At 68.9% G+C, this 25,670-nt stretch carries 17 protein-coding genes and 2 tRNA genes; 18 read left to right on the plus strand and 1 reads right to left on the minus strand.

Annotation, left to right across the window (positions count from 1 at the left end):
• Positions 1-3: 3 nt before the first annotated feature.
• The 9 genes from PSH03_RS24040 to PSH03_RS24080 all read left to right on the plus strand — a co-directional run bounded on the left by PSH03_RS24040 (position 4) and on the right by PSH03_RS24080 (position 12,229).
• Positions 4-612, plus strand: coding sequence for an EboA domain-containing protein (locus tag PSH03_RS24040; protein WP_238690488.1), 609 nt, complete (start codon positions 4-6; stop codon positions 610-612).
• A complete protein-coding gene (locus PSH03_RS24045; protein ID WP_210783901.1) occupies positions 613-1,470 on the plus strand; it encodes a TatD family hydrolase in 858 nt (285 codons plus the stop codon).
• Positions 1,470-2,669 carry a metabolite traffic protein EboE gene (eboE, locus tag PSH03_RS24050; RefSeq protein ID WP_238690489.1) on the plus strand — a complete coding sequence of 400 codons (1,200 nt, stop codon included), beginning with the start codon at positions 1,470-1,472 and terminating at the stop codon, positions 2,667-2,669. Before PSH03_RS24045 ends, eboE begins: the two co-directional genes overlap by 1 nt.
• On the plus strand, positions 2,666-4,081 hold the full coding sequence (locus PSH03_RS24055; RefSeq protein WP_210783903.1) for an alkaline phosphatase family protein: 1,416 nt from the start codon (positions 2,666-2,668) through the stop codon (positions 4,079-4,081). The genes eboE and PSH03_RS24055 overlap by 4 nt, the downstream gene beginning before the upstream one ends.
• Positions 4,078-5,145, plus strand: coding sequence for a polyprenyl synthetase family protein (locus PSH03_RS24060; protein WP_210783904.1), 1,068 nt, complete (start codon positions 4,078-4,080; stop codon positions 5,143-5,145). Before PSH03_RS24055 ends, PSH03_RS24060 begins: the two co-directional genes overlap by 4 nt.
• A 218-nt stretch (positions 5,146-5,363) precedes the next feature.
• Positions 5,364-8,219 (plus strand): PQQ-dependent sugar dehydrogenase, encoded by a 2,856-nt coding sequence (locus tag PSH03_RS24065; RefSeq protein WP_238690490.1) that lies wholly within the window; start codon positions 5,364-5,366, stop codon positions 8,217-8,219.
• A gap of 75 nt (positions 8,220-8,294) precedes the next feature.
• On the plus strand, positions 8,295-10,400 hold the full coding sequence (locus PSH03_RS24070; protein WP_238690491.1) for a ThuA domain-containing protein: 2,106 nt from the start codon (positions 8,295-8,297) through the stop codon (positions 10,398-10,400).
• A gap of 105 nt (positions 10,401-10,505) precedes the next feature.
• Complete coding sequence (locus tag PSH03_RS24075) at positions 10,506-11,009, plus strand: sensor histidine kinase (RefSeq protein WP_238690492.1); 504 nt, start codon at positions 10,506-10,508, stop codon at positions 11,007-11,009.
• Between the two features lie 212 nt (positions 11,010-11,221).
• Positions 11,222-12,229, plus strand: a complete 1,008-nt coding sequence (locus PSH03_RS24080) for a sugar phosphate isomerase/epimerase family protein (protein WP_030488695.1) — start codon at positions 11,222-11,224, stop codon at positions 12,227-12,229.
• Positions 12,230-12,293: 64 nt separating this feature from the next.
• On the opposite strand, the gene PSH03_RS24085 is transcribed toward PSH03_RS24080, so the two are convergent.
• Positions 12,294-12,698, minus strand: a complete 405-nt coding sequence (locus tag PSH03_RS24085; protein ID WP_091409037.1) for a hypothetical protein — start codon at positions 12,696-12,698, stop codon at positions 12,294-12,296.
• Positions 12,699-12,959: 261 nt separating this feature from the next.
• Here PSH03_RS24085 and PSH03_RS24090 point away from each other — a divergent pair.
• The 9 genes from PSH03_RS24090 (at position 12,960) to PSH03_RS24130 (ending at position 25,600) form a co-directional block, all read left to right on the plus strand.
• Positions 12,960-13,032, plus strand: a tRNA-Asn gene (locus PSH03_RS24090).
• 109 nt (positions 13,033-13,141) lie between these two features.
• On the plus strand, positions 13,142-15,259 hold the full coding sequence (locus PSH03_RS24095) for an MMPL family transporter (RefSeq protein ID WP_238690493.1): 2,118 nt from the start codon (positions 13,142-13,144) through the stop codon (positions 15,257-15,259).
• Positions 15,249-16,487 carry an FAD-dependent oxidoreductase gene (locus PSH03_RS24100; RefSeq protein WP_238690494.1) on the plus strand — a complete coding sequence of 413 codons (1,239 nt, stop codon included), beginning with the start codon at positions 15,249-15,251 and terminating at the stop codon, positions 16,485-16,487. Before PSH03_RS24095 ends, PSH03_RS24100 begins: the two co-directional genes overlap by 11 nt.
• Positions 16,488-16,614: 127 nt before the next feature.
• A tRNA-Ile gene (locus PSH03_RS24105) sits at positions 16,615-16,691 on the plus strand.
• 109 nt (positions 16,692-16,800) lie between these two features.
• The gene (locus PSH03_RS24110; RefSeq protein WP_210783910.1) at positions 16,801-17,055 is read left to right on the plus strand and encodes a FitA-like ribbon-helix-helix domain-containing protein; all 255 of its coding nucleotides are present in this window, start codon (positions 16,801-16,803) and stop codon (positions 17,053-17,055) included.
• On the plus strand, positions 17,052-17,453 hold the full coding sequence (locus tag PSH03_RS24115) for a type II toxin-antitoxin system VapC family toxin (RefSeq protein WP_210783911.1): 402 nt from the start codon (positions 17,052-17,054) through the stop codon (positions 17,451-17,453). Before PSH03_RS24110 ends, PSH03_RS24115 begins: the two co-directional genes overlap by 4 nt.
• Before the next feature lie 1,198 nt (positions 17,454-18,651).
• Positions 18,652-22,707: a PDDEXK-like endonuclease domain-containing protein gene (locus tag PSH03_RS24120; RefSeq protein ID WP_238690495.1), complete on the plus strand. Its 4,056-nt coding sequence runs from the start codon at positions 18,652-18,654 to the stop codon at positions 22,705-22,707.
• A complete protein-coding gene (locus PSH03_RS24125) occupies positions 22,707-23,549 on the plus strand; it encodes a hypothetical protein (RefSeq protein ID WP_238690496.1) in 843 nt (280 codons plus the stop codon). Before PSH03_RS24120 ends, PSH03_RS24125 begins: the two co-directional genes overlap by 1 nt.
• A 590-nt stretch (positions 23,550-24,139) precedes the next feature.
• On the plus strand, positions 24,140-25,600 hold the full coding sequence (locus tag PSH03_RS24130; protein ID WP_238690497.1) for a hypothetical protein: 1,461 nt from the start codon (positions 24,140-24,142) through the stop codon (positions 25,598-25,600).
• Positions 25,601-25,670: the final 70 nt, after the last annotated feature.

Genomic DNA, 25,670 nt, shown 5'->3' on the forward strand with positions numbered 1-25,670 from the left:
GGGATGACACCGGATTCACTGCGGGCCGCGCTGGGAGGCGTACCCGATCCCGATTGGCTGGACACGGCGCTGCGCCGGGTCAGCACCGAGCCCACCGCGATCACCCGGCTCTTTCCCGCCGTCGGCCGACGCTGCGGGCGGGCCGCACTGCCTGACGCCCCCGGCTGGACCGCCGACGACGCGGCCCGGGTGCTGCTGCTCACCAGCCTGCCCGGCGAGCACGCGGCGTACGCCGAGCGCCTCTACCAGCACGGTGACGCGGCCGAACGACGAGCCGTGCTGCGCGCCCTGCCGCTGCTGCCGATCGGCGCCGACGGGGTTCCGTTGCTGCACGACGCGATCCGGACCAACGACACCCGGCTGGTCGCCGCCGCGCTCGGCCCGTACGCCCGGCACCTCGACCAGGCCGCCTGGCGGCAGGCGGTGCTCAAGTGCGTGTTCAGCGGCGTTCCCCTGGCCAACGTGGCGGACCTGGACACCCGGGCCGACGGCGAGCTGACCGCGATGCTGGCCGCGCTGGCCGCCGAACGGCACGCCGCCGGCCGGGAGTTGCCCGCCGACGCCAACGACCTGCTCCACCGGCTCACCGCCGCACTGCCCCGGGAGGCGTGAATGCGCATCTTCGACCCCCACATCCACATGACCTCGCGCACCACCGACGACTACGAACGGATGGCCGCCGCCGGAGTGCGCGCGGTGGTGGAGCCGGCGTTCTGGCTGGGTCAGCCGCGCACCAGCGCCGCCTCGTTCACCGACTACTTCGACTCGTTGATCGGCTGGGAGCCGTTCCGGGCCGGGCAGTTCGGGGTGCGCCACTTCGCCACCATCGCGCTGAACCCCAAGGAGGCCAACGACCCGCGCTGCCGGCCGGTCCTCGACCTGCTGCCCCGCTACCTGGACAAGGACGCGGTGGTGGCGGTCGGCGAGATCGGGTACGACTCGATGACGCCCGAGGAGGACGAGGCGTTCGCGGCGCAGCTCGCCCTCGCGGTGGCGTACGACCTGCCGGCGCTGGTGCACACCCCGCACCGGGACAAGGCGCGCGGCTGCGAGCGGACCCTCGCCGTGGTCGCCGAGTCCGGCATCGACGCGGGTCGGGTGGTCGTCGACCACCTCAACGAGGTGACGGTGAAGCTGGTCCGCGACAGCGGCTGCTGGCTGGGTTTCTCCATCTACCCGGACACCAAGATGACCCCGCAGCGGATGGTGGAGTTGCTGCGGGAGTACGGCACGGAACGGATGCTGGTCAACTCGGCAGCCGACTGGGGGCGCTCCGACCCGCTGCTGACCAGGGCCACCGGCGAGGCGATGCTCGCGGCCGGCTTCAGCGACGACGACGTCGACAAGGTGCTGTGGCGAAACCCGGTGGAGTTCTACGGTCAGTCGGGGCGGCTCGACCTCAGCGACCTGGACACCGCCGCCGCGGTGGACCCGCAGACCGGCAACTCGATCCTGCGCGGCGGCAGCTGATGCGGCTGCGACATGCCGGCGGCGAGACCGTCCACCTGGGCTACTGCACCAACGTGCACCCGGCCGAGGACCTCGCCGGCATCCTCGGTCAACTGGAAACCTACGCGGTGCCGGTCCGCGAGACGCTCGGCAGCGACCTGCTCGGGCTCGGACTGTGGCTGGCCGCCCCGGTCGCCGCCGAGCTGGCCGCCGACCCGACGCTCCGCCGCCGGTTGCGCACCGAGCTGGACGCGCGCGGCCTGGAGGTGGTCACCCTCAACGGCTTCCCGTACGCGGCCTTCCAGGCCCCGGTGGTCAAGCAGGACGTGTACCACCCGGACTGGACCACCGAGCAGCGCCTGACGTACACACTGAATTTGGCCAGGGTGCTCGCCGACCTGCTGCCCGACGACGCCGCCCGGGGCTCGATCTCCACGCTGCCGCTGGCCTGGCGTCGACCGTGGGACACCGACCGGGCCGACGCGGCCCGACGCCGCCTGGACCAGCTGGCCGCCGGCCTGGCCGACGTGCAGCGGGACACCGGCCGTGAGGTGCGCGTCGCCTTCGAGCCGGAGCCCGGCTGTGTGGTGGAGAGCACCGGTCAGGCGGCCGAGCTGCTGTCCGGAATGGACACCGACCGGTTGGGTGTCTGCCTCGACCTGGCCCACCTGGCCTGTGCCTGGGAGGAGCCGGCCGAAGCACTGCAACGACTGCGGGCGGCCGGACTGCCGGTGGTGAAGGTGCAGGTCTCGGCCGCTGTCGAGGCCGCCGACCCGGAGGGCGGGGCCGAGGCGTTGCGCCGCTGGGTGGAGCCGCGCTTCCTGCACCAGACCCGGGGCGCCGGTTGCGCCGGTCTGGCCGACCCGGCCGACCCGACGTACGCGGCCGACGATCTGGACGAGGCGCTGGACCGGGCGCTGCCCGGCCCGTGGCGGGTGCACTACCACGTGCCGCTGCACGCCCCACCCGAGGAGCCGCTCGGCTCGACCCTGCCGGTGCTCCGCGCGGCCCTGAGAGCGCTCTTCGACGGCCCGACCGCCGGCTGCGACCACCTCGACGTCGAGACGTACACCTGGGGGGTGCTGCCGGCCGCCCGACGGCCCGGCACCGACGCGGAGCTGGCCGCCGGCATCGCCGCGGAGCTGGCCTTCGCCCGGGACGAACTGGTCGGCCTCGGCCTGACCGCAGAACGAACCGTGAGCATGGGGGTGACGCGATGAGCCGACGACTGGTGGTCCTCGACGTGGTGGGGTTGACGCCCCGACTACTGGCGCACATGCCTCGACTGCGGGGGGTGGCCGACGGCGGCTTCCGGGCCGAGCTGGGTACCGTGCTGCCCGCCGTGACCTGCTCGGTGCAGTCCACCTTCCTCACCGGCGAGCAGCCCAGCGGGCACGGGATCGTCGGGAACGGGTGGTATTTCCGGGAGCTGGGCGAGGTGCTGCTGTGGCGGCAGCACAACGCGCTGGTCGGCGGGGACAAGCTCTGGCAGGCCGCCCGTCGGGCCGAACCCGGCTACACGGTGGCCAACGTCTGCTGGTGGTACGCCATGGGCGCCGACGTCAACTGGACGGTGACGCCCCGCCCGGTCTACTACGCCGACGGGCGCAAGGAACCGGACTGCTACACCGACCCGCCGGAGCTGCACGACGCGCTCACCGGGCGGCTGGGCACCTTCCCGCTCTTCACCTACTGGGGGCCGACGGCCGGGTTGCCGTCGTCGCGGTGGATCTGCCAGGCGGCCGAGCAGATCCTCGCCGACGTGTCACCCGACCTGACCCTTGTCTACGTTCCGCACCTGGACTACGACCTGCAACGCTTCGGTCCCTCGTCGGCTCAGGCCGCCGCGGCGGCAGCCGAGCTGGACGCGGTGCTCGGCCCGCTCCTGGACGCCGCCCGGGCCCGGGACGCCACTGTGGTGGTGCTGTCGGAGTACGGCATCACCGACGTGTCCCGCCCGGTGGACGTCAACCGGTTGCTGCGCGCCGAGGGCCTGTTGCGGGTGCACACCCAGGCGGGCATGGAGTACCTCGACCCGTGGACGTCGAAGGCGTTCGCGGTCGCCGACCACCAGATCGCGCACGTCTACGTCAAGGATCCGGCCGACGTGCCGGCGGTGGCGAAGCTCTGCGCCGGCCTGCCCGGGGTGGCCGAGGTGCTCGACGCCGAGGGCAAGGCCGCACACGGGCTGGACCATCCGCGCGCCGGTGAGCTGGTGCTGGTGGCCGAGCCGGACGCCTGGTTCACCTACTACTACTGGCTGGACGACGCCCAGGCACCCGACTTCGCCCGGCTCGTGGAAATTCACCGGAAGCCGGGCTACGACCCGGCGGAGCTGTTCTTCGACCCGGCCAACCCCGGTGCCGCGAAGGCCCGGGCCGGGGTCGCCCTGGCCCGCAAGAAGCTCGGCATGCGGTACCTGATGAGCGCCGTCGGCCTCGATGCCGGGGCGCGGGCGGTGCGCGGCTCGCACGGGCGGCTGCCGGACGACCCGGCGGACGGCCCGGTGCTGCTCTGCTCTGACCCGACCGCGGCCCGGGACAAGATCGCGGCGACCGAGGTCAAGGCGCTGCTGCTGGAGCTGGCCGGGCTGAGCCCCGGCGGTGCGGGCGGGTCGGGGGAGGGCTCATGACGGTCACCGTCGCGCCCACCGACGCCAGCGAGCTGCGGGCGCGCTTCGACGCGGAGCTGGCCGGGTTTCTCAGCCGGCAGGGCCCGGACTGGCCGGACGGGGCGCCGCGGGGCGTGTTCACCGCGCTGCAACGGTTCGTGCTGGCCGGTGGCAAGCGGTTACGACCGCTCTTCTGCTACTGGGGCTGGCGCGGCGCTGGGGCGGCCGACGGCACCCCGATCGTGGTGGCCGCGGCGGCCCTGGAGCTGTTCCACGCGTTCGCGCTGATCCACGACGACATCCTGGACGGCAGCGACCGCCGCCGGGGTGAGCCGTCGGTGCACCGGCTCTTCGCCGACCTGCACGCCCGCTCGTCGTGGCGCGGTGACCCCGAGGCGTACGGCCGCAACACCGCGCTGCTCTGCGGGGACCTCTGCGCGGCCTGGTCGGATCAGATGTTCCACGAGTGCGGGCTGAGCACCGAGCAGGTGCACCGGGGGTACGGCGTGTTCGCGCTGATGCGTACCGAGGTGATCGCGGGGGAGTACCTGGACCTGGTCTCGGGCGTGGGTGACGGCTCGGTGGCCAGCGCGCTCACGGTGATCCGGATGAAGGCCGCCCGGTACACGGTCACCAGGCCGTTGCAGATCGGTGCTGCCCTGGCCGGCGCGGAGCCGGAGCTGATCGCCGCGCTGGGCGAGTTCGGTGACCCGCTGGGTGACGCGTTCCAGCTCCGCGACGACGTCCTGGGCGTGTTCGGTGACCCGGCGGTCACCGGGAAGTCGGTCCTGGACGACCTGCGTGAGGGCAAGCCCACAGTCATGATGGCGCTGGCCCGCAGCGCCGCCGACCGGCCGCAGACCATCCGGTTGCGGGAGCTGTTCGGCAACCCGGCGTTGGACGCCGAGGGCGCGGCGGAGCTGCGCGACATCATCGAGGCGACCGGCGCGCGGGAGCGGATCGAGCAGATGATCCGGGTCCGGACCGAGGCCGCGCTCTCCGCCCTGCAGAACGCCGTGGTGGCCGATGACGCCCGCGCGGCCCTGGTTGCGCTGGCCGGGCAGGCGATCGACCGACGCGCCTGACCGGCGACTTTCGATCAAATCGACGAAAGTTGATGCTGAACCGCCGGAAGGTATGGACACATCGACACGTGCGACTTAGTGTCGTGACCAACACGACAATGTTTCGTCGAGGTGAACCGGCGGCGCGGTAACCCATCGACCCCCCACCACCGCTACGGCATCCGGCGCGACGGCGCGCGCCCGGCCTGGCAGTCACACGTCAGGAAGGGACAGCACAGATGTCCATGAAGGACGCTCCCAGACAACGGTCCCGACGATGGTTCTCCGCCGGATCCGCGCTGCTCCTGGCGGTCGCCGCCGGCACTGTCACCTTCGCCGCCGGCTCGGCCCCCGCCCAGGCACACACGATCGTCGCCAGCGACTTCCAGCAGGTCGAGCTGGCTCGCGGCGTGACCGACATGGGTGAGCCGATGTCGCTGGCGGTGCTGCCGGACCGCTCGGTCCTGCACACCGCCCGCAACGGCACCCTGCGCCGCACCGACGCCAACGGCACCACCTCCGTGATCGGCACCCTGTCGGTCTACAGCCACGACGAGGAGGGGTTGCAGGGCGTCGGGATCGACCCGGGCTTCGCCAGCAACCGCTACATCTACCTCTACTACGCCCCGCCGCTCTCCACCCCCGGCGGGGACGCGCCGGCCACCGGCACCGACTTCTCGGCCTGGAACGGCGTCAACCGGCTCTCCCGGTTCACCCTCAACTCGGACTTCACGCTCAACCAGTCCAGCAAGGTCGACGTGCTCGACGTCCCGGCCAGCCGGGGCGTGTGCTGCCACGTCGGTGGGGACATCGACTTCGACGCCGCCGGCAACCTCTACCTGTCCACCGGCGACGACACCAACCCGTTCGAGTCGTCCGGCTACTCACCACTGGACGAGCGGACCAACCGCAACCCCGCGTACGACGCGCAGCGCAGCGCCGGCAACACCAACGACCTGCGCGGCAAGATCCTGCGGATCAAGGTGAACGCCAACGGCACGTACTCCATCCCGTCGGGCAACATGTTCGCCCCCGGCACGGCCAGGACCCGGCCGGAGATCTACGCGATGGGGTTCCGCAACCCGTTCCGGATCAGCGTGGACAAGGCCACCGGCGTGGTCTACGTCGGTGACTACGGGCCGGACGCCGGCTCCACCAGCTCCACCCGCGGGCCGTCCGGCCAGGTGGAGTTCAACCGGGTCGCGGCACCGGGCAACTACGGCTGGCCGTACTGCACCGGCACCAACACCAGCACCGAGACGTACAACGAGTTCGACTTCGCGACCAGCGCCAGCGGCGCGAAGTACAACTGCACCGGCGGGCCGACGAACAACTCGTTCCGCAACACCGGCCTGACCACTCTGCCGCCGGCCCAGCCGGCCTGGATCCGGTACGCCGGTGACGCCGGCACCCCGACCGAGTTCGGCGGCGGCTCCGAGTCGCCGATGGGCGGCCCGGTCTACCGGTACAACGCCTCGTCGACCTCCACCACCAAGTTCCCGCAGTCGTTCGACGGGCAGTTCTTCGCCACCGAGTTCGGCCGGGGCTGGATCAAGCCGATCCACGTCAACTCCGATGGCTCCCGGGGCACCATCGACACCTTCCCCTGGGTCGGCAAGCAGGTGATGGACTCGGCGTTCGGCCCGGACGGCGCGTACTACGTGCTCGACTACGGCACCGGCTACTTCAACGGTGACGCCAACTCGGCGCTCTACCGCTTCGACTACGTCGGCGGCGGCAACCGGGCGCCCACCGCGAAGGCCAGCGCCAACCGCACCTCCGGCGCGGCCCCGCTCGCTGTGACGTTCTCCTCGGCCGGCTCGGCCGACCCTGAGGGCGGCGCGTTGACCTACTCGTGGGCGTTCGGTGACGGGACCACCTCGACCGCCGCCAACCCGACGAAGACCTACAGCGCCAACGGCACCTACACCGCCACGCTGACGGTGCGCGACCCGCAGGGCGCCACCGGCAGCAGCAGCGTGCAGATCAGCGTCGGCAACACCGCGCCCACCGTCACGATCAACAACCCGGGCAACGGTCAGCTGTTCGGCTTCGGGGACACGGTGCCCTACAGCATCACCGTGACCGACCCGGAGGACGGCACCATCGACTGCACGAAGGTCAAGATGACCTACGTGCTCGGGCACGACCAGCACGGGCACCAGATCACCTCGAAGACCGGCTGCTCGGGCTCGATCACCATCCCGGTCGACGGTGAGCACGACGACGCGGCCAACATCTTCGCGATCTTCGACGCCGAGTACACCGACGCCGGTGGGCTGACCACGCACACCCAGCACACGCTGCCGCCGCGGCACCGCCAGGCCGAGTTCTACGGCACCTCGTCGGGGATCAACGTGTTCAGCAAGACCCCGGCCGAGGGTGGCAAGACCGTCGGCGACATCAACAACGGCGACTGGATCGCGTTCCAGCCGTACCGGCTGGGCAACGTCACCTCGTTCAACGCCCGGGTCTCCTCGGCGGGCGCCGGCGGCACCCTCCAGGTCCGAGCCGGCTCGGCCACCGGCACCGTGCTCGGCTCGGCCACGGTCCCGGTGACCGGCGGCTGGGAAACCTTCACCACCGTCACCGGGACGATCAGCAACCCGCCGACCGGCACGACCACGCTCTACCTGACCTTCGCCGGGTCGGGCACCGGGGCGCTCTACGACCTGGACGCCTTCACCTTCGTCACCGGGACGCCCCCGGCCGGTGGGGCCGGGGCGATCAAGGGCCTCGGTGGCAAGTGCCTGGACGTGCGCAACGCCGCCACCGCCGACGGCACGCAGATCCAGATCTACACCTGCAACGGCAGTGCCGCGCAGACCTGGGCGGTCACCCCCAACTCCACGATCAAGTCGTTGGGCAAGTGCCTGGACGTGTCGGGCGGCGCCACCGCCGACGGCACCAAGATCCAGCTCTGGACCTGCAACGGGACGGCCGCGCAGAACTGGGCCGCCCAGGCCGACGGCACGCTCCGCAACACGTCGTCGGGCAAGTGCCTCGACGTCTCCGCCAACAGCTCCGCTGACAGCACGGTGGTCCACCTCTGGACCTGCACCGCCGCCGCCAACCAAAAGTGGACCCTGCCCTGAGCTGGCGGGAGGGGCCCTTCGACAACGCCTAGTGTGAGGCGAGGGGCCCCTCCTAACCGCAATTAGGAGAGCGATATGCGCAGACGCCTGCGACCCGTCCTCGGTGCGGCCATGGCCGCACTCGCCGTCATCGCCTGCACCACCCCGGCCACCCCGGCCAGCGCCGCCGACGCCCCCTACGACGTGCTGGTCTTCTCCAAGACCGCTGGTTTCCGGCACGACGCGATCCCGGTCGGCATCCAGACCATCCGCGACCTGGGTGCGGGCAACAACTTCACGGTCGCCGCGACCGAGGACGCCGCCGCGTTCACCACGAGCAACCTCAACCAGTACGAGGCGGTCGTCTTCCTCAACACCACCGGCGACGTACTCAACGCCAGCCAGCAGACCGCCTTCGAGTCGTACATCGGCTCCGGCCGCGGATACGTGGGTGTGCACGCCGCAGCCGACACCGAGTACGACTGGCCGTTCTACGGCAACCTCGTGGGGGCGTGGTTCGCCTCGCACCCCGCGATCCAGCAGGCCAACATGAAGGTGGAGGACCGGGGCCACGCGGCCACCGCTCACCTGCCGCAGACCTGGACCCGCACCGACGAGTGGTACAACTACCGCACCAACGCCCGGTCGAGCGCCCACGTGCTGGCCACCCTCGACGAGTCGTCGTACTCCGGCGGCGGGATGGGCGCCGACCACCCGCTGAGCTGGTGCAAGAGCTACAGCGGCGGCCGGTCCTTCTACACCGGCGCGGGGCACACCCAGGCGTCGTACGCGGAGGCGGGGTTCCGGAACCACCTGCTCGGCGGCATCCGGTACGCCTCCGGTCGGAGCAAGGCCGACTGCCGGCCCGAGACCGGCTACACCCCGCTGTTCAACGGTTCGACGGCCGGTTGGTCACAGGCCGGCCCGGGCAGCTTCACCAACACCGACGCCACCCTGACCTCGGTGGGCGGCATGGGGCTGTACTGGTACAACGCCAAGCAGTTCACCAACTACTCGCTGAAGATGGACTGGAAGCTGGCCGGTGACGACAACTCCGGCGTCTTCATCGGCTTCCCGCCGTCGAGTGACCCGTATTCGGCGATCAACAACGGCTACGAGGTCCAGATCGACGCCACCGACGCGGTCGACCGCACCACCGGCGCGATCTACACGTACAAGGCCGCCGACATCGCCGCCCGCGACGCAGCGCTCAACGCGCCGGGGGAGTGGAACACCTACGAGCTGCTGGTCGAGGGGGAACGGCTGCAGGTCTTCCTCAACGGAGTGAAGATCAACGACTTCACCAACACCGACCCGGTCCGCTCGCTCGCCGGACACATCGGCATCCAGAACCACGGCACCGGTGACGACACCTCCTTCCGCAACATCCGGATCAAGGAGTTGGGCACGACCCCGCCGCCCACCGGCACGATCCAGGCCGAGACCTTCAGCTCGGCCAACGGCGTCTCCGCGTTCACCAAGGAGGGCGCCAACGGTGGGCAGACCCTCGGCTACATCGAACCGGGCGACTGGGCCGCCTACAACGGGGTCAACCTGACCGGGGTCACCTCGTTCACGGCCCGGGTCGTCTCCGGCGGCGCGGGTGGCGCCATCCAGGTGCGCACCGGTTCGGCCACCGGCCCGGTGCTCGGCACCGTCGCGGTGCCGAACACCGGCAGTTGGACGACCTACGCCAACGTCTCCACGGCGCTGACCAACGTCCCGTCCAGCACCCAGAACCTCTACCTCACCTTCACCGGTAGCGGCACGGGGCTCTTCGACCTGGACGACTTCACACTGGTCAAGGGCGGCGGCGGCACTCCCGGGGTAGGCCCGGTCAAGGGTCTCGCCGGCAAGTGCCTGGACGTGCGCAACGCCGGCACCGCCGACGGCACCCAGATCCAGATCTACACCTGCAACGGCAGCACCGCGCAGACCTGGACCGTGGCCGGCTCGACGATCAAGGCGCTGGGCAAGTGTCTGGACGTCTCCGGTGGTGGCTCTGCCAACGGCACCAAGATCCAGCTCTGGACCTGCAACGGCAGCGGAGCGCAGAACTGGGCTGCCGCGTCCGACGGCACCCTGCGCAACCCGTCGTCGGGCAAGTGCCTGGACGTCTCCGGCAACAACTCCGCCGACAGCACCATCGTGCACCTCTGGACCTGCCTCAACGCGGCCAACCAGAAGTGGACCCTGCCCTGACCGACTGACCCCGGAGGGGCCACGGCTCACGTCGTCGGCCCCTCCGGCCCAGCCGGCCTGACCGCCGCCGACCGGCTCACAGCGGGCTGCCGTACCTTGACCTGCATGGGGTTGTTCGCGCAGTGGCGTGGGACGGTGCTGGCGCGAGGCCATCAGCTGCTCGGTGCGCTGGGCCGGGCCGACGAGCCCGACGACCCGTCCGAGCCGGCGCCCAGCCTGAACCGCCTCGACGCGCTGGTGGAGGGCTTCACCGCCGGTCAACCGGTGCGCTGGACCATGGCCGGGCAACCCCGACCGCTGCCCGGCCCGGTCGACGTGGTGGCGTACCGGATCATCGAGGAAGCGCTGACGAACGCGTGCCGGCACGCGCCGGGCGCTCCGGTCGGGGTCCGCCTGCGCTACGACGCCGCGGGCATCACCATCGAGGTCCGCGACGAGGGCGCCGGTCCCGCTCCGTCCGGCGGCGGCAGCCAGGGCGTCGGTCGGGGTCTGCTCGGGGTACGCAGGCGCGCCGAACGGCTCGGCGGCACGTTCTCCGCCGGCCCACGCGTCGGTGGTGGCTTCACCGTACGGGCTGTCCTGCCCGCGCCCGAGGAAATGATCGGATGATCGGCCGACCGCGGGGCTTCCCCGATGGGGTGCTGCGGAAATAGGGTGGGGGTCGGCGACCGTGCTGGTGGCCGGTGACCCGGTGGGAGGCGCAACCCGCCGGGCTCAGGTGTGTTCCGCACCCACCGGTGACCGCTCGGGTGCCGCGCACGTCCGGTCACCCTCGCCCCGGTCCGCACAAGGAATCCCCATCACACTAGGGGAGAAGGACAATGGCGCGACCCATCACGCTCTTCACCGGCCAGTGGGCCGATCTTCCGTTCGAGGAGGTCTGCCGGCTCGCCTCCGAGTGGGGCTACGACGGTCTGGAGATCGCCTGCTGGGGCGACCACTTCGAGGTCGACAAGGCGCTCGCCGACGACTCGTACGTCGAGCGCAAGCGGGAGACCCTCGCGAAGCACAACCTTGAGGTCTTCACGATCTCCAACCACCTGGTTGGTCAGGCGGTCTGCGACCACCCGATCGACGAGCGGCACCAGGACATCCTGCCCGGCCGCATCTGGGGCGACGGGGAGCCCGAGGGGGTTCGTCAGCGGGCCGCCGAGGAGATCAAGGACACCGCGCGGGCGGCGGCGAAGCTCGGGGTGAAGACGGTCGTCGGCTTCACCGGTTCGTCGATCTGGCACACCCTCGCGATGTTCCCGCCGGTGCCGCCGTCGATGATCGAGCGCGGCTACCAGGACTTCGCCGACCGGTGGAACCCCATCCTCGACGTGTTCGACGAGGTGGGAGTGCGGTTCGCGCACGAGGTACACCCCAGCGAGATCGCGTACGACTACTGGACGACGAAGCGCACGCTGGAGGCGATCGGCAACCGGCCCGCGTTCGGGCTGAACTGGGACCCGTCGCACTTCGTCTGGCAGGAACTCGACCCGGTGAACTTCATCTTCGACTTCGCCGACCGGATCTACCACGTGGACTGCAAGGACGCGAAGGTGCGTACCGGCGATGGCCGGCGTGGCCGGCTCGCCTCGCACCTGCCCTGGGCCGACCTGCGGCGCGGTTGGGACTTCGTCTCCACCGGCCACGGCGACGTGCCCTGGGAGGACTGCTTCCGCGCGTTGAACGCGATCGGCTACACCGGCCCGATCTCGGTCGAGTGGGAAGACGCCGGAATGGACCGGCTGGTCGGCGCCCCGGAGGCGTTGCAGTTCGTCCGCCGGCTCGCCTTCGACGCACCGAGCGCCGCCTTCGACGCGGCGTTCAGCAGCAAGGACTGACCGCACGTCGGACAGACCACGGGCCGGTCGCCCTGCGGCGACCGGCCCGTCGACGTGCGATTGGTCAGAGCGTGCTGGCGTTCGTGCCCGAGCCGGACGGCTTGGTGCGGGGGTTCGTGGACGACGGCGACCCGGAGGTCGTGCCGACCGTGCTGGTGCCCGCCTTGGCGCCCACTGTGGCGGGCGTGCCGGCGAACGCGTCGTCGGCGGCGGTCAGCTCCTGCTTGCCGGTGCTGCCGTTGGTGGTGCCCAGCTTCTCGCCCAGTTTGGTCTGGCCGAGCTTGTCCTTGCCCTCGCTGTAGAGCTTGTTGGCCTGGGCCTGCGCGACCCCGGCCGCCTCCTGGACGGTCGGGTGGTCGAGCACCTTGCGGCCCTTGACCACAAGCTCCTCGTACTTTTCCCGGCCGGCACGGGCGCCCAGGACGAATCCCGCAGCCAGCCCGCCAAGAAACATGATCTTTCCGCGCATGGCGGCTCCTTCCGTACCTGACGCGCCGTCACCCCGGCGAGTTGCCCCGTCGGAAGGCGACCTGTTCGCGCCTGCGTCCTCTGTCCGCAGCTAACTACCCATCCTGCTCTCCGCTCAAGCATTGTTGTGCCGGGATGGCGATTTACCCCTATTGTCAATGCGACGGCGGGGAGGCAACCCACTGGACCACCACCGGGGGATGTCCTGTACTCTTGTCCCGTCGCAAGGCGTCGGGGAGATCCGAAGTCGGGCGGAGCACGATCCCCTGTAGCTCAATTGGCAGAGCAGCCGGCTGTTAACCGGCAGGTTATTGGTTCGAGTCCAATCGGGGGAGCTTTTCCACGTACGCCCGTCAGCCACCGGCCGACGGGCGTTTTCGTGTGCGTGTGACCTGGTTTCACCCACTCTCGACCTGCTTGCCCGGCAGGATGGGGTGAGTGCGGATGTCCGGACGAGGCGGCAAGGCCACGCTGATCGCGGTGGCGGTCGTGCTGGCCTGGTTGGTGATCGGCGGCGTGTCCGGCCCGTACGCGGGGCGCCTCAGCGAGGTCGCCACCAACGACAACGCCGCCTTCCTGCCCACCGACGCCGAGGCGACCCGCGCCCAGGACCTCGCCGGCGAATTCGTCGACCGGCAGACCATCCCGGCTCTGGTCGTCTACGAGCGGCCCTCCGGGATCACCGACGCGGACCGGCAACGGGTGAGCGCCGACGCCGCCCGGTTCGCCCAGATACCCGGCGTGGTCACCCCACTGCCCCCGCCCATCCCGAGCGACGACGGCCAGGCACTGCAGGTCGTCGTACCGGTGGACGATGCCCAGGGCGAGGAGATCGGCACTGTCGTCGAGCGACTGCGCGACATCACCGGCGGTGACCGCGACGGCCTCACCGTTGACGTCTCCGGCCCGGCCGGTCTGCTCGCCGACCTGATCGAGGTCTTCTCCGCCATCGACGGACCACTGCTGCTGGTCACCCTGGTCGTGGTGCTGGCCATCCTGCTGATCGTCTACCGCAGCCCGGTCCTCTGGATCTTCCCGCTGCTCGCCGCCGGGATGTCGTACGCCCTCGCCTCGGTCTTCGTCTACCTGCTCGCCGACGCCGACGTGGTCAAGCTCAACGGGCAGGCCCAGGGCATCCTCACCGTGCTGGTCTTCGGCGCCGGCACCGACTACGCGTTGCTGCTGATCGCCCGCTACCGGGAGGAGCTGCACCGGCACGACGGCCCGTGGGACGCCATGAAGACCGCCTGGAAGGGCGCCGCGCCGGCCATCATCGCGTCCGGCGGCACCGTCATCGTCAGCCTGCTCTGCCTGCTGCTGTCCAGCCTCAACTCCAACCGGGCACTCGGCCCGGTCGCCGCCATCGGCATCGCCGCCACCCTGCTGGTGATGCTCACCTTCCTACCCGCGCTGCTGGTGCTCGGCGGACGGTGGGCGTTCTGGCCCCGACGACCCCGAGCCGACCAGGCCGACCCGCGGGCCGAACACGGCATCTGGAGCCGCGTCGCCGGCTTCGTGGCCCGGCACGCCCGCCCGATCTGGCTGAGCACCGCAGTCGTGCTGGCCCTGCTGACGCTCGGCCTCACCCAGCTCGGCGCCACCACCCTCGGCCAGTCCGACCTGTTCACCCAGCGCACCGACTCGGTCGACGGCCAGGAGGTGATCTCCCGGCACTACCCCGCCGGCACCGGCAGCCCGGCCACCATCTTCACCACCGAGCAGACCGCCCGACAGGTCGCCCAGGTGGCGAAGGACGTGCCCGGGGTCGCCGACGTCCGCCCCCTTTCGGCCGGCCCGCAGACCGGCCCACCCGAGGAGGACGCCGCCCCGAAGGTCGTCGACGGGCGGGTGCAACTGGAGGCGACCCTGGCCGACCCACCCGACAGCGACGGCGCCGAGCGGACCATCCGCGAGCTGCGGGTGGCCGTACACCAGGTGCCCGACGCGGACGCGGTGGTCGGCGGCTTCACCGCGATCAACGTGGACACCTCGGACGCCGCGAAGCGCGACCAGAACGTCATCATCCCGGTGGTGCTGGTGGTCATCGCTGTCATCCTGGCCCTGCTGCTGCGCGCGCTGCTGGCCCCGCTGCTGCTGATCGCCACAGTGCTGCTCAGCTTCGCGGCGACCCTCGGCCTCTGCGCGCTGCTGTTCCGCCACGTCTTCGACTTCCCCGGCGTGGACTCGTCGTTCCCGCTGTTCGCGTTCGTCTTCCTGGTCGCGCTCGGCATCGACTACAACATCTTCCTGATGAGCCGGGTCCGCGAGGAGTCGGTCAAGCGCGGCACCCGCGCCGGAGTGCTCGCCGGCCTCGCCGTCACCGGCGGGGTGATCACCTCCGCCGGAATCGTGCTCGCCGCGACGTTCTCCGCCCTCGCCGTCCTGCCACTGGTGGTGCTCGTCGAGTTGGGTACGGCGGTCGCGATCGGGGTACTGATCGACACCATCATCGTCCGGTCGCTGCTGGTGCCCGCACTCGCGTACGACATCGGGCCGAAGATCTGGTGGCCGGGCCGGTTGTCCCGGGCGAACGGTGAGCGGGAGGCGCGCGGTGCTGGCTGAAACCGATGTGGTCATCGTCGGCGGCGGCCTGGCCGGCCTCGCCGCCGCCCGCCGGCTGCACCGCGCCGGCGTGCCCTGGCGGCTGGTGGAGGCCGAGGGTCGGCTCGGCGGCCGGGTCGCCACCGACGTGGTCGACGGTTACCTCATCGACCGGGGCTTCCAGGTGCTCAACACCGCCTACCCCCGGCTCGGCACGCTGCTCGACACCGACCAGCTCAACCTCGGCCACTTCACCTCCGGCGTGCTGGTCCGCAAGGGCGACAAGCTGCTGCGCCTGGTCAACCCGCTGCGCGAACCGACCGGCGGTCCCGGCACCGCGCTCGCCGGGGTCGGCTCCCTGCTCGACCGGCTGCGCTTCGCCGCGCTCGCCGCCGGGTGCGCCACCCTCCCCGCGTCCCGGCTGCTCGACGCGCCGGAGACCAGCAGCGAGACGGCGCTGCGCCGCGCCGGCCTCTCCGATGCGATCATCGAGGAGTTGCTGCGACCGTTCCTGTCCGGTGTGTTCATCGACCGGGAACTCTCCACCTCCAGTCACGTGCTGGCGATGGTGCTGCGCTCCTTCGCCCGTGGCCGGATCGGCCTGCCCGCCGAAGGGATGGCCGCGCTGCCCCGGGCCATCGCCGCGCCGCTGCCGGCCGACCTGCTCGACCTGGACACCCCGGTAGCCGAGGTCACCCCGGGCCGGGTCCGCACCCAGGCCGGCGACATCCGCTGCCGGGCCGTCGTGGTCGCCGTCGACCCGCCCGCCGCGGCCGCGCTGCTGCCGGCCCTGGCGACGGTACGCATGCACAGCTACACCACCTACTACCACAGCGCTCCCGAGCCGCCGCTCACCGAACCGATCCTGCTCGTCGACGGCGACCGACGCGAACTCGTCGCCAACACCGCGGTGCTCAGCAACGCCGCCGCGACGTACGCGCCCGCCGGACGGCACCTGATCGCCACCTCGGTGGTCGGCCCCACGGCCCCACCCGAGCCGACCATCCGGGCCGAGTTGACCCGGTTGTACGGCCGCTCCACCGCCGACTGGACCCACCTCACCACGGCGGCCATCCCCGAGGCGCTACCCGCCGCGCCACCGCCACAGGGACGGCTGCGCAAGCCGGTGGCGCTGGGGGAGGGCCTGTTCGTGGCCGGTGACCACCGCGACAGCCCATCGATCCAGGGCGCTCTCACCAGCGGCTGGCGCGCCGCCGGCGCCGTACTGGACGAGCTGCGCGCCGGCTGACAGGCGTACCCGAGCACGCTGTTATATTCCTGTTGCCCATCGTGCTGGCGCAGGCGCAGGCGTGGGCGCCGGCCGGCTCGGTGCTGGCTGCTGACCGCCGAGCGGGATAAGATCCGGCGCGGTGTTCGGGGCGGTAGCTCAGCCGGTTAGAGCAGGGGACTCATAATCCCTCGGTCGCGGGTTCGAGTCCCGCCCGCCCCACCAACTTCCTGACCTCTGGCTCTTGACTGAGCTGCGATCGCCATGGGATCCGTTGACCGAGGGATCGAGCCCTTCCAGGGCAGCGAGGCGCTGATGCATGCATAATGAATGCATGGTTGCTATCCAGATTCGGGACGTCCCGGAAGAAGTACGAGACGCCTTGGCTGCCCAGGCCAAGGCGCGCGGGCAGTCCCTTCAGGCGTACCTGCTGGAGTTGGTGGAGACGCAGGCTCGACGTCTGCGCAACACGGCGACCCTCGATCGCTTCGCCGGCCGGTCTGATGGCACTCGCGCCCTTCCGGGGGAAAGTGCCGCCGAGCTGGCAGACCAGCGGGAGCAGCGGGGGCCGTGGGGTAGCGCCGCATGATTGTCGTGGACGCCTCAGTCCTGGCTGATGCGTTGGTCGACGACGGGCCGGTAGGCGACGCGGCGCGGGCGGAACTGACCGGAGATCCGCACTGGGCGGCGCCAGGCCATCTTCTGGTGGAAGTCATGTCGGTGATCAGGGGCAAGGTCCTCGGTGGCAAGCTCGGCCCTGCCCGCGCTCAAGAGGCCGTCGACGCTCTGCCCTCACTGGTCATCGACGAGGTTGAAATCTCGGGTTTGCTCGACCGAATGTGGCAGTTGCGGAGCAATGTTACGGCGTACGACGCAGCCTATGTCGCGGCGGCGGAGTTGATGACCTGTCCACTTGTGACCGGAGATGGTCGGCTCGCCAAGGCCAGCGGTGTCCGCTGCGAAATCCGACTACTTGCACCGTCCTGACGACGGCTGCCACGGATCATCGGCCCGTGCCTGGACGCGGTGGTACGAGAACGCCACACTGTCGCCGAGGTCGCGTACGAGCGTTGCCTTGCCTCCGAGGGGTAACGGAGAGAGGGCTGATGGGCGACTTCCATGACTGGAACGACATCCGCGCAGAGCTACACGACGGGGACAACGACGCGCTCGATGTGGAACGTGCCCGTACCGAGGCGTGGGTCAGCGCGTTTCACCTCGCTGAGGAGCGTAAGCGTCTCGGTCCGCCCCAGCAGTAGGTGGCCGAACTGATGGGGTCACACCCGCCAGGTGGGTCAGATCGAGAACGGCGATCTTGAGGCTAACGAGATGGCGCCCGACTCTGAGCCGGGTATGCAGGAGCGAGCCTGGACGAGTAAGTCCTAACCTGGCTGGGGCCGTGGGTGCAGCCGGGGGTCAGCGGTGATCGTCGGTCGCCTCCGTCGGGGCGGACACGGTATTGAGCGGTATACCTCAGAGGTATGAATATGACTTTGAGGTATACCGCTCAACAGCACATCGACATGCCGGGTCAGCCAACGCGCATGCTAAAGGTTGGGCGTAGGCGATCAGGGCGTCAGATCGCTTAACCTCAGCCACATCGAACGACACCCGCGTCCGACCACACGGGCTCCTGCGGCGAACCACGCGGCCTGTATCACCACACAGATCACGATCTTCATCGGTATGGAGTGGGCGACGCTGACCGGCGGCTGACTCGACCTCGCCGCCGTGAAATCCAGACTGTCCGGTTCGACCGGGCGTACTGCCGTGGCATCCCGTAGCTACCGAGCGGCCAAAACGCCTGTCGCCAAGCCGACATCGCTCCTGACTGAGTGCATTCGAGCAGCCAGCATCGACCAAGCCACTCGAACACCAAGGAGTCGCCATCGACTCGCGTCAGCACCTTGGGGACCCGCAGATTGAACGCCTGTGGGCCGAATCAGCCCGAATGTTCACAGCATCGTGGCAGCAAGGCTGCACCTCTGACCTTTGCCTGTTGACCGAAGCGACAGCGCTACAGCGTTAAAGAAGCTGTGTTTCCGACGGGTGTCGTCTCGATGACGCTGCTGTCGGAAATCCGATGCATATGCCGACCTCGCGCGCGCTCTATCCTGGAGGGCTTTGCCTCGGGCCGATGGCCCGGCGGACCAGCACTGCCGCACGTCACTGATTTGGAGACGAGATGCTGTCGAACCAACCGGATGTGCTCAACCTCGTCCAGCAGGCTGCCGGCCGGTGGGCAGATCAACTGATCGACTTCGGCCCGCGCAACACTCTGCTTTATTTCAAGGAGCGGCAGACCACCACGCTTGATTTCGCGGAGGCGACGGCCGACGGAGTCGCCGGCCTGCTTCGGGGCCAGAAGGTCCGCCTGCGAACGCTCTTTCCGGACCAGGAGCGTCACAATACCGCGTGCAACACGGCACGCGGCCTTCGCCGGAAGCTTGTCGAGTTGGAGGAGGAGCAGGGCATCCAGGCAGGCTGGGTGACCCGGGGTTTGCTTTGCATGGTCGGTCCGTACACACGAGGATCGGTTCCGATGCAGCCGCTGCGGGCGCCACTGATCCTGCAGCAGTTGACGCTGAATAGCCGGACAGCGACCGAGAACGACTTCACACTGGAGCTTTGCGAGGCCCCCGAGATCAATCCGGTCCTCCTGTACGCACTCGAGCGGCAGTACGGCGTGGAGGCGGACATCAGTGCCCTCGGCGACAAGCTGAGCGCCATGCTGACCGAGATCGCTGACCCGGACGCGCAGTTGAGCGCCGCCTACGAGCTCATTGCCAAGGCGGTGGCCCCTAGCGGCCTGTCCCTTCGGCTGGAGCCAGCGGTTCTCGCCGGTGTCTTCAGCTTTGACAAGCTGGCCATGGTCAAGGATCTACGCAGCTCCGCCGAGCTGCTGGCGTCGCACCCGGTGATCGGTGCAATGGCGGGGGACCGCGTCGCCCGGCAGCAGTTGCGCATGGAACCGGCCCAGGGCTCCAAGTCCAGCGCCGATCGGATCGATCTGGCTAAGGAGTTCCTGGTCCACGATGCGGACTCGTCGCAGCAGTCCGCGATCGATGCCGTCCTGTCCGGTCGGAACGTGGTCATCGAAGGCCCTCCCGGCACCGGAAAGAGCCAGACGATCGCGAACATCATCGCGTACATGGCGGCGATGGGTCGCAGCGTGCTGTTCGTCTCCGAGAAGCGAGCGGCTATCGAGGCCGTGATGAGCCGCCTCGGTGATGTCGGACTCGACAACCTGGTATTCGACCTCCACGACCGGAAAATCAACAAGCGTCAGGTCGCTGAGCGTATCGCCAACGTCCTCACCCAAGCTGGTACCGAGCCGCCGGTGGAGACGACGGAGCTTCATCGGCGCCTACACGGTCGGCGGGCTGCCGCACAGCGGCATCCGGCCGAGCTGCACGAGGTCCGACAGCCCTGGGGCATGAGCGCGTTCCAGGTTATCGAGCAGATGCTCGCCCTGCCCTCATACGACACCAGCGGGTACAACCTGCGCGCATCCGAGCTGCGGAACCTCGACCGATCGGTGATCGAGTCCGCGCGGGACGACCTCCGGATGTTCGTGGATCGCGGCGGGCTGCGAATCTGGCGCAGGGAGTCGCCGTGGGCGAAGGCCGCAATCCACACCTCGGAAGACGTCGGGCAAGTACTGCTCCATCTCGACGGACTCGCGGCAGGCGCACTTGAGGGCGCACAGCGGCAGATCCAGGAGTTGGTTGACCGGGCCGGGCTGGACGTGCCCGACGACCTTGCCGCTTGGACAGACCTGTTTGACCTACTCAGCGAAGTCGAGCGCACCATCGTTGGCTACGGCGACCAGGTGTTCGGCCCGGATCTGGACGACTACGTCTATGCGACAGCACCAAGGCGCTCCCGGCCTCGTCGGCCCGAGCCACTCGGCCTCTACCGTCGCTTCCAGTTGCGTCGCGAGTTGCGGCGGATCTCTCCGGCCGCCCCACGGAAACGATCCGAGATGTACGAGGGCCTGCTCGCCGCGATTAACCAACGTGAGCGCTGGCGAAAGCTCAGCCGTCAAGACACCGCACCCACCGCGTTGGCGGGTGCCAACCTCTGCATGTCGTCCTTCACGCGGGTGCGCAACCATCTCGCAGCGGTTGCGGCGTGTGCTCGGATCGACGGACTCGACCGTGGTCCGAGCACCTTGGCGGCCAACACACTCGCCGAGTTGAATGCCGACCGCGAGACGCTGTTCCGGATGCCCGACCTGAACAAGCAGCAGCAGCTCTTCCGCTCGCTTGGACTGGGCTACATGCTCGATGACCTGGCTCAGCGGCACGTCTCGAGCGGCGAAGCGGCCGACACCCTACTGCGTGCCTGGTTGCAGGTGGTTCTTGATGAGATGCGTATGCGTGTTCCGTACCTCGGCCAATTCGTGGGACAACAGCACGCCGCGGTGGTCGAGGACTACCGCACTGCGGACTGCCGGCACATCGAGATGGCGGCCCGCCGCGTCCGCCGCAACGTGGCGGTAAGCCTGCGTAAGACCCGGGACGCATATCCCGACCAGAACGACCTCGTCCGACGGGAGGCTGCCAAGAAGCGGGGGCACTTGCCTTTGCGGAAGCTGCTCGGCAGCGCCCCGGAGGTGCTCCTCGCGGCGTTTCCCTGTTGGGCCATGTCACCGCTCGTGGTCAGCCGGATCCTACCGGCCACGCAATCATTCGACGTGGTTGTCTTCGACGAGGCGAGCCAGATCGAGCCGCACGACGCGGTGGCCTCGATCATGCGAGGCGCGCAACTTGTCGTGGCCGGTGACCCGAAGCAACTTCCGCCCACGCCGTTCTTCCGCCGCCTCGTCCAGCAGACCCCCGCCGGTGAGGATGACGATCCTAGCGACGACAACCTTGAGGACTACGAGTCTGTTCTAGACGTCCTCAGCGGCATGATTTCGGACCGGTACCGCTTGACTTGGCACTATCGCAGCCGTGACGAGCGGCTGATCGCGTTCTCCAACATTGAGATCTACGACCGATCGCTCGTGACGTTTCCCGGCGTGCAGGTCGACAGCCCGCTGCGCCTCGAGACGGTGGACGGCCGCGTCTCTCCCGGGCAAAGCGGCTCCTCGACTGAAGAAGTCAACCGAGCCGTCGAACTCATCCTCGAGCACGCCGAGCAGCGACCGAACGAGAGCCTGGGCGTCATAACCATGGGGCAGAAGCATGCCCTGCGAATTGAGGCGACGTTGCGTAGCCGGCGCCGGGAGCACGAGCGCGTTGACGACTTCTTCTCGCAGGACCAAGCCGCGAGCAAGCGGTTCTTCGTCAAGAGCCTGGAGAACGTCCAAGGGGACGAGCGGGACGCCATCATCTTGAGCATCGGCTACGCCAAGACCCAAGATGGTCGCCTTACGCTGCGCTTCGGACCACTCAACCAGGAGGGCGGTGAACGGCGCCTGAACGTCGCGGTCACCCGCGCGCGGCGGCGGATGACGGTCCTCAGCGCCTTCTCACACCATGAGATGGACCCAAACCAGACCGTAGCGACGAGGAACCGCGGACCCGAGCTGCTCCGTCGCTACCTTGAGTTTGTCGACCTCGGCGGCGATCTTGGCGGGCGGCAGCACACCGGAGTTGAACTCAACGGCCTCGAACGCAGCGTGCTGCGGGCCGTCCAGCAGCAGGGCATCAATGCGGTACCGCAGTGGGGCGTTTCTGGGTACCGGATCGACCTGGCGCTCGCTCACCCGGATCAACCCGGCCGCATGGTGCTCGCCGTCGAGACCGATGGGCACTCGTACCATCAGGCACACAGTGCCCGGGACCGTGACCGGCTGCGCCAGCAGCACCTGGAACGGCTCGGATGGGAGTTTCACCGGATCTGGTCGACTGACTGGTATGTCGACCCGGCAGGCCAGACGGCCCGGCTCGTGGCGAGGTGGAAGCAGGCGGTCGATCGTGCTGACCGCGCGAAGGCCCCGGCTGCGCCAGCGGCCCAGCCACGGGTCAGCGAGTCGTCGTCGCCTCCGACCCCGCGCCGCGGTCCACGCCCTCAGGTGCCCATTGGACTCAAAATCACCGAGTACACCCGGGACCAACTGGTGCGGCTCTGCACTTGGCTGGTCAGCGACCAACTTCAGCGCGACCGGGATGAGCGCCTGCAGGAGGCGATGACGGAACTCGGATTCCGCAAACGGGGCTCGGTCATCCTCCAGCGTCTGACCGAAGCACTCGACATCGCGCAGCAGCGCGTCGACCGGGAGGTGTATTGATGACTACCCTCGACCTACTCACTCTGGAACGAGTGGCTCGGCTGATCTGCGACGTCGACGGCCCGTACGAGCGGACCGGATCACAAGTCGAGCGCTTCCTGCACCGCGTCCGGTGGCCTGGCAATCCGCAGTACGACGGCTCGCCGCGAGTGCCCTGGCTCACCGAAGTGTTGATCTCCCATGCCGACGACGCCGCTGCGATCGACCGCTTGCTGTGTCGCACCTGTGACCCCCTTGAGTACGACGGCGGTGTCGAAGCCGCAGAGCCGATCGCCCAGGAGTTGAATCGTGTCCTGGCGCCCGAGCAGCTCACTATTACGTATGTCGGTGGGCGCCCTGTGCTCGGTCAACTCAGCCAATCCGGTAACACACCCCTGTATGGGCCACCGCCGGACCTTCACGAACGCGTCCGACGACTAACCGCGAACAGCAAACCCGCGGATATCGAGATCCTCATGGCCCGCGCCGACGAAGCGTCGATCTGCCAGAACAACGGCGCGTACGCGTTGGCGATCATTGGGATCGGGAGTTTCGTTGAAGGACTGTTGCATGTGGTGGTGACTGGCCGCGACGAGAACGTCCGCAGCAATGGACTCGCGGGCCGTAATGGTCGGAGGATCCCGGCCGACCGCGCCGGCCTGCAACTCCTGCTCGAGTACGCACACCAACGGAAGTGGGTCCAGACCGACGCCAAGGACTTCATGGAAAAGGTCCGGGACTACCGCAACTTCGTTCACCCTCGGCACCAGATCGAACGCGGGCTCGTGCCCGACCTGGATACGGTGCGGATGTGTTGGGCACCTGTGCACGCTCTCCTAAATGACCTGGAATCCGCACCATGATTACAGGCCCATCTCGGTGACCAGCCAGCAAGCGGACTGACCCCTCCTTGTCCAGGTGCCGGCCTCGACACCGTCGCTGCTGCTCCAGCTCCCGAACCAGAACCAGGTGTTGGAGTAGCAGGCGGAGGCCAGCGAGGCCGCATCGAGCGAGTGCGGCGACGCGTTCGGCGCAGCCCTCTCGCCTGTAACCCCTCGGGACGGCGCAAATGCTCGGTTTCAGGTCTGTGTTCACGACCCACCGCGAACGGAACCATCTACAGCCACTGGTACGGGAACAACTCGACCGTTGGATCGCGGACCCCAAGGGCTGGGATCCGTCTGCGCTTCATGAGAATCGGTGGGCGACCATCGGCGACAACGTCAGGGCCCTCCTACTACAGCACGAGGGGCAGGATGGATCGACGTCAACGCGCGTACGGATCGTCGAAACGAAGCCGGACGGGCAGTGGATCATCCAACTGACCGTACACTCGCCCAACGCGAGAGAGCGGGCGGCGTGGGCCTGGATCGACATCGAATCCCCTGACCCCGACAGTGAGGACCCACGCAGCCGCCCCCGCCTCGCAGGCACCCCTCGTTTTCTCGCGCCTATGCTCGAAATCATCGATGCCTGGGACGGTGCCGCGCGCCTGACGACGCGACCAATCGTCATCCGCGGCGACGAAGTCGACGAGGTCCACCGAGCCCTCATTGACACCGAGCGACGAGGTGTCGTCTTCGTCGCAGGCAACGACGACTCGCTGCCTTCAGTCCCATGGACTAACCGGATCGCCAACCTGACCCGGTTCACCATCGGCATGGCCTCGTGCTACGTGCTGGACGGGGAAGCCACACGGTTGCTCAATGACCGGCTCGGCCAGGCCCACGCCATACTGCCCGGCCGGCTTCGTACCTATCGCTCTCAGATTCAACCGGACTCCGTCGTCGACGGGCTGCGGCACCGGGTGCTGAGCGCCGAACGGATCGCCGACGACAATGAACAACCCCGGCTCGCGCGGGTCCTCGCCTCCAACGCCCAACTTCAGGCTCTCGAACAGCCGCTACCCGCATCGGTGGCGCGGGTACACCGGATGCTGGAACGTATCGCCGACGACATGTTGGTGCACCGGCTCGGCGACGTCAGTTCGAAGCGGCCATCGCTCGTTCCGTCGCAGCCGCAGGCGGCGGCCGTCGAGACGCGAGAGAATGATCGCCGGCAAGATGACGCCAGCGCGCAGCAAGGCATGTTGCTGGACTACCTGAAGATCAAGGTAGGGGTCGATGACCTGACCGTCGACCGAATCGACGAGATCGTGCGCCTGATCGAGGTCGGTCGGTCATCGCAGGGGGTGCAGAAAGACATCGCATCCCGTTTCGCGCAGCTCCAGGCCGAACTCGATGAGACACAGAAGGCGTATCACGGCGTCAAATGGCAGTTGGATGATGAGCAGATCGAGAACCGGGACGCGGTTGAACGCCTGACCCGGTCCGCGGAGACTGAACGGACGCTGCGCCACCGGCTCGCCTCAATGGGGCAAGCAGAGGTGGCCTGGACGGCACAGCCATCGGAAGCGGACGTCTCTCGGCCGGACAGCTTCGGTGAGTTGCTCCGTTGGCTGCCAAGGCTCCAGCACGTCGTGTTCACGGGCGATCCTGACTGCGCTGAGGAACTTGACAGCAACGACCCCCTGGGTGCCTGGGCTTCGAAGACCTGGGACGCGTTGTTGGTGCTCCAGGACTATGCAGCGGCGAAGGCAGACGGGCGCTGGGCTCGGGACGTGCATGGCTTCCTGGAGAACACTCCGGATGGCTGCCACGAGTGGCCGACGCGACGACACGCCCGTGACGAGAGCGAGGAGGTCCGGACCAACCCGGCGTTCTGGAGGAAGCGCGTGTTACCCGTGCCGGTCTCCGTCGTCGCGGCGGGCAGGTTCTTCATGGGTGCGCATTTCAAGATCGTTCAGTTCGCGATGATCAGCCCCCGCATGCACTACTACGACGATACGGCGCAGAGCGGACGGATCTATGTCGGCTACATCGGCCGGCATCTACCGACCGGACAGACGAACTGACGGCCACCGAAGGTGACTGCTGAGCCACAGCATCGAGGGCTGCGGTACCTACGACTGGCACGGGTCGTGC

The organism is Micromonospora salmantinae (genome assembly GCF_022230905.1).
In the GTDB taxonomy this organism is placed as follows: domain Bacteria; phylum Actinomycetota; class Actinomycetes; order Mycobacteriales; family Micromonosporaceae; genus Micromonospora; species Micromonospora salmantinae.

What these genes read in the sequence shown, in the direction of transcription:
- PSH03_RS24120 (WP_238690495.1), top strand. Translation starts at nt 18,652, where the DNA reads ATGCTGTCGAACCAACCGGATGTGCTCAACCTCGTCCAGCAGGCTGCC.
- PSH03_RS24095 (WP_238690493.1), top strand. Translation starts at nt 13,142, where the DNA reads ATGTCCGGACGAGGCGGCAAGGCCACGCTGATCGCGGTGGCGGTCGTG.
- PSH03_RS24060 (WP_210783904.1), top strand. Translation starts at nt 4,078, where the DNA reads ATGACGGTCACCGTCGCGCCCACCGACGCCAGCGAGCTGCGGGCGCGC.
- PSH03_RS24115 (WP_210783911.1), top strand. Translation starts at nt 17,052, where the DNA reads ATGATTGTCGTGGACGCCTCAGTCCTGGCTGATGCGTTGGTCGACGAC.
- PSH03_RS24045 (WP_210783901.1), top strand. Translation starts at nt 613, where the DNA reads ATGCGCATCTTCGACCCCCACATCCACATGACCTCGCGCACCACCGAC.
- PSH03_RS24075 (WP_238690492.1), top strand. Translation starts at nt 10,506, where the DNA reads ATGGGGTTGTTCGCGCAGTGGCGTGGGACGGTGCTGGCGCGAGGCCAT.
- PSH03_RS24110 (WP_210783910.1), top strand. Translation starts at nt 16,801, where the DNA reads ATGGTTGCTATCCAGATTCGGGACGTCCCGGAAGAAGTACGAGACGCC.
- PSH03_RS24130 (WP_238690497.1), top strand. Translation starts at nt 24,140, where the DNA reads ATGCTCGAAATCATCGATGCCTGGGACGGTGCCGCGCGCCTGACGACG.
- PSH03_RS24085 (WP_091409037.1), bottom strand. Translation starts at nt 12,698, where the DNA reads ATGCGCGGAAAGATCATGTTTCTTGGCGGGCTGGCTGCGGGATTCGTC.
- PSH03_RS24055 (WP_210783903.1), top strand. Translation starts at nt 2,666, where the DNA reads ATGAGCCGACGACTGGTGGTCCTCGACGTGGTGGGGTTGACGCCCCGA.
- PSH03_RS24070 (WP_238690491.1), top strand. Translation starts at nt 8,295, where the DNA reads ATGCGCAGACGCCTGCGACCCGTCCTCGGTGCGGCCATGGCCGCACTC.
- PSH03_RS24080 (WP_030488695.1), top strand. Translation starts at nt 11,222, where the DNA reads ATGGCGCGACCCATCACGCTCTTCACCGGCCAGTGGGCCGATCTTCCG.
- PSH03_RS24040 (WP_238690488.1), top strand. Translation starts at nt 4, where the DNA reads ATGACACCGGATTCACTGCGGGCCGCGCTGGGAGGCGTACCCGATCCC.
- PSH03_RS24065 (WP_238690490.1), top strand. Translation starts at nt 5,364, where the DNA reads ATGTCCATGAAGGACGCTCCCAGACAACGGTCCCGACGATGGTTCTCC.
- PSH03_RS24125 (WP_238690496.1), top strand. Translation starts at nt 22,707, where the DNA reads ATGACTACCCTCGACCTACTCACTCTGGAACGAGTGGCTCGGCTGATC.
- eboE (WP_238690489.1), top strand. Translation starts at nt 1,470, where the DNA reads ATGCGGCTGCGACATGCCGGCGGCGAGACCGTCCACCTGGGCTACTGC.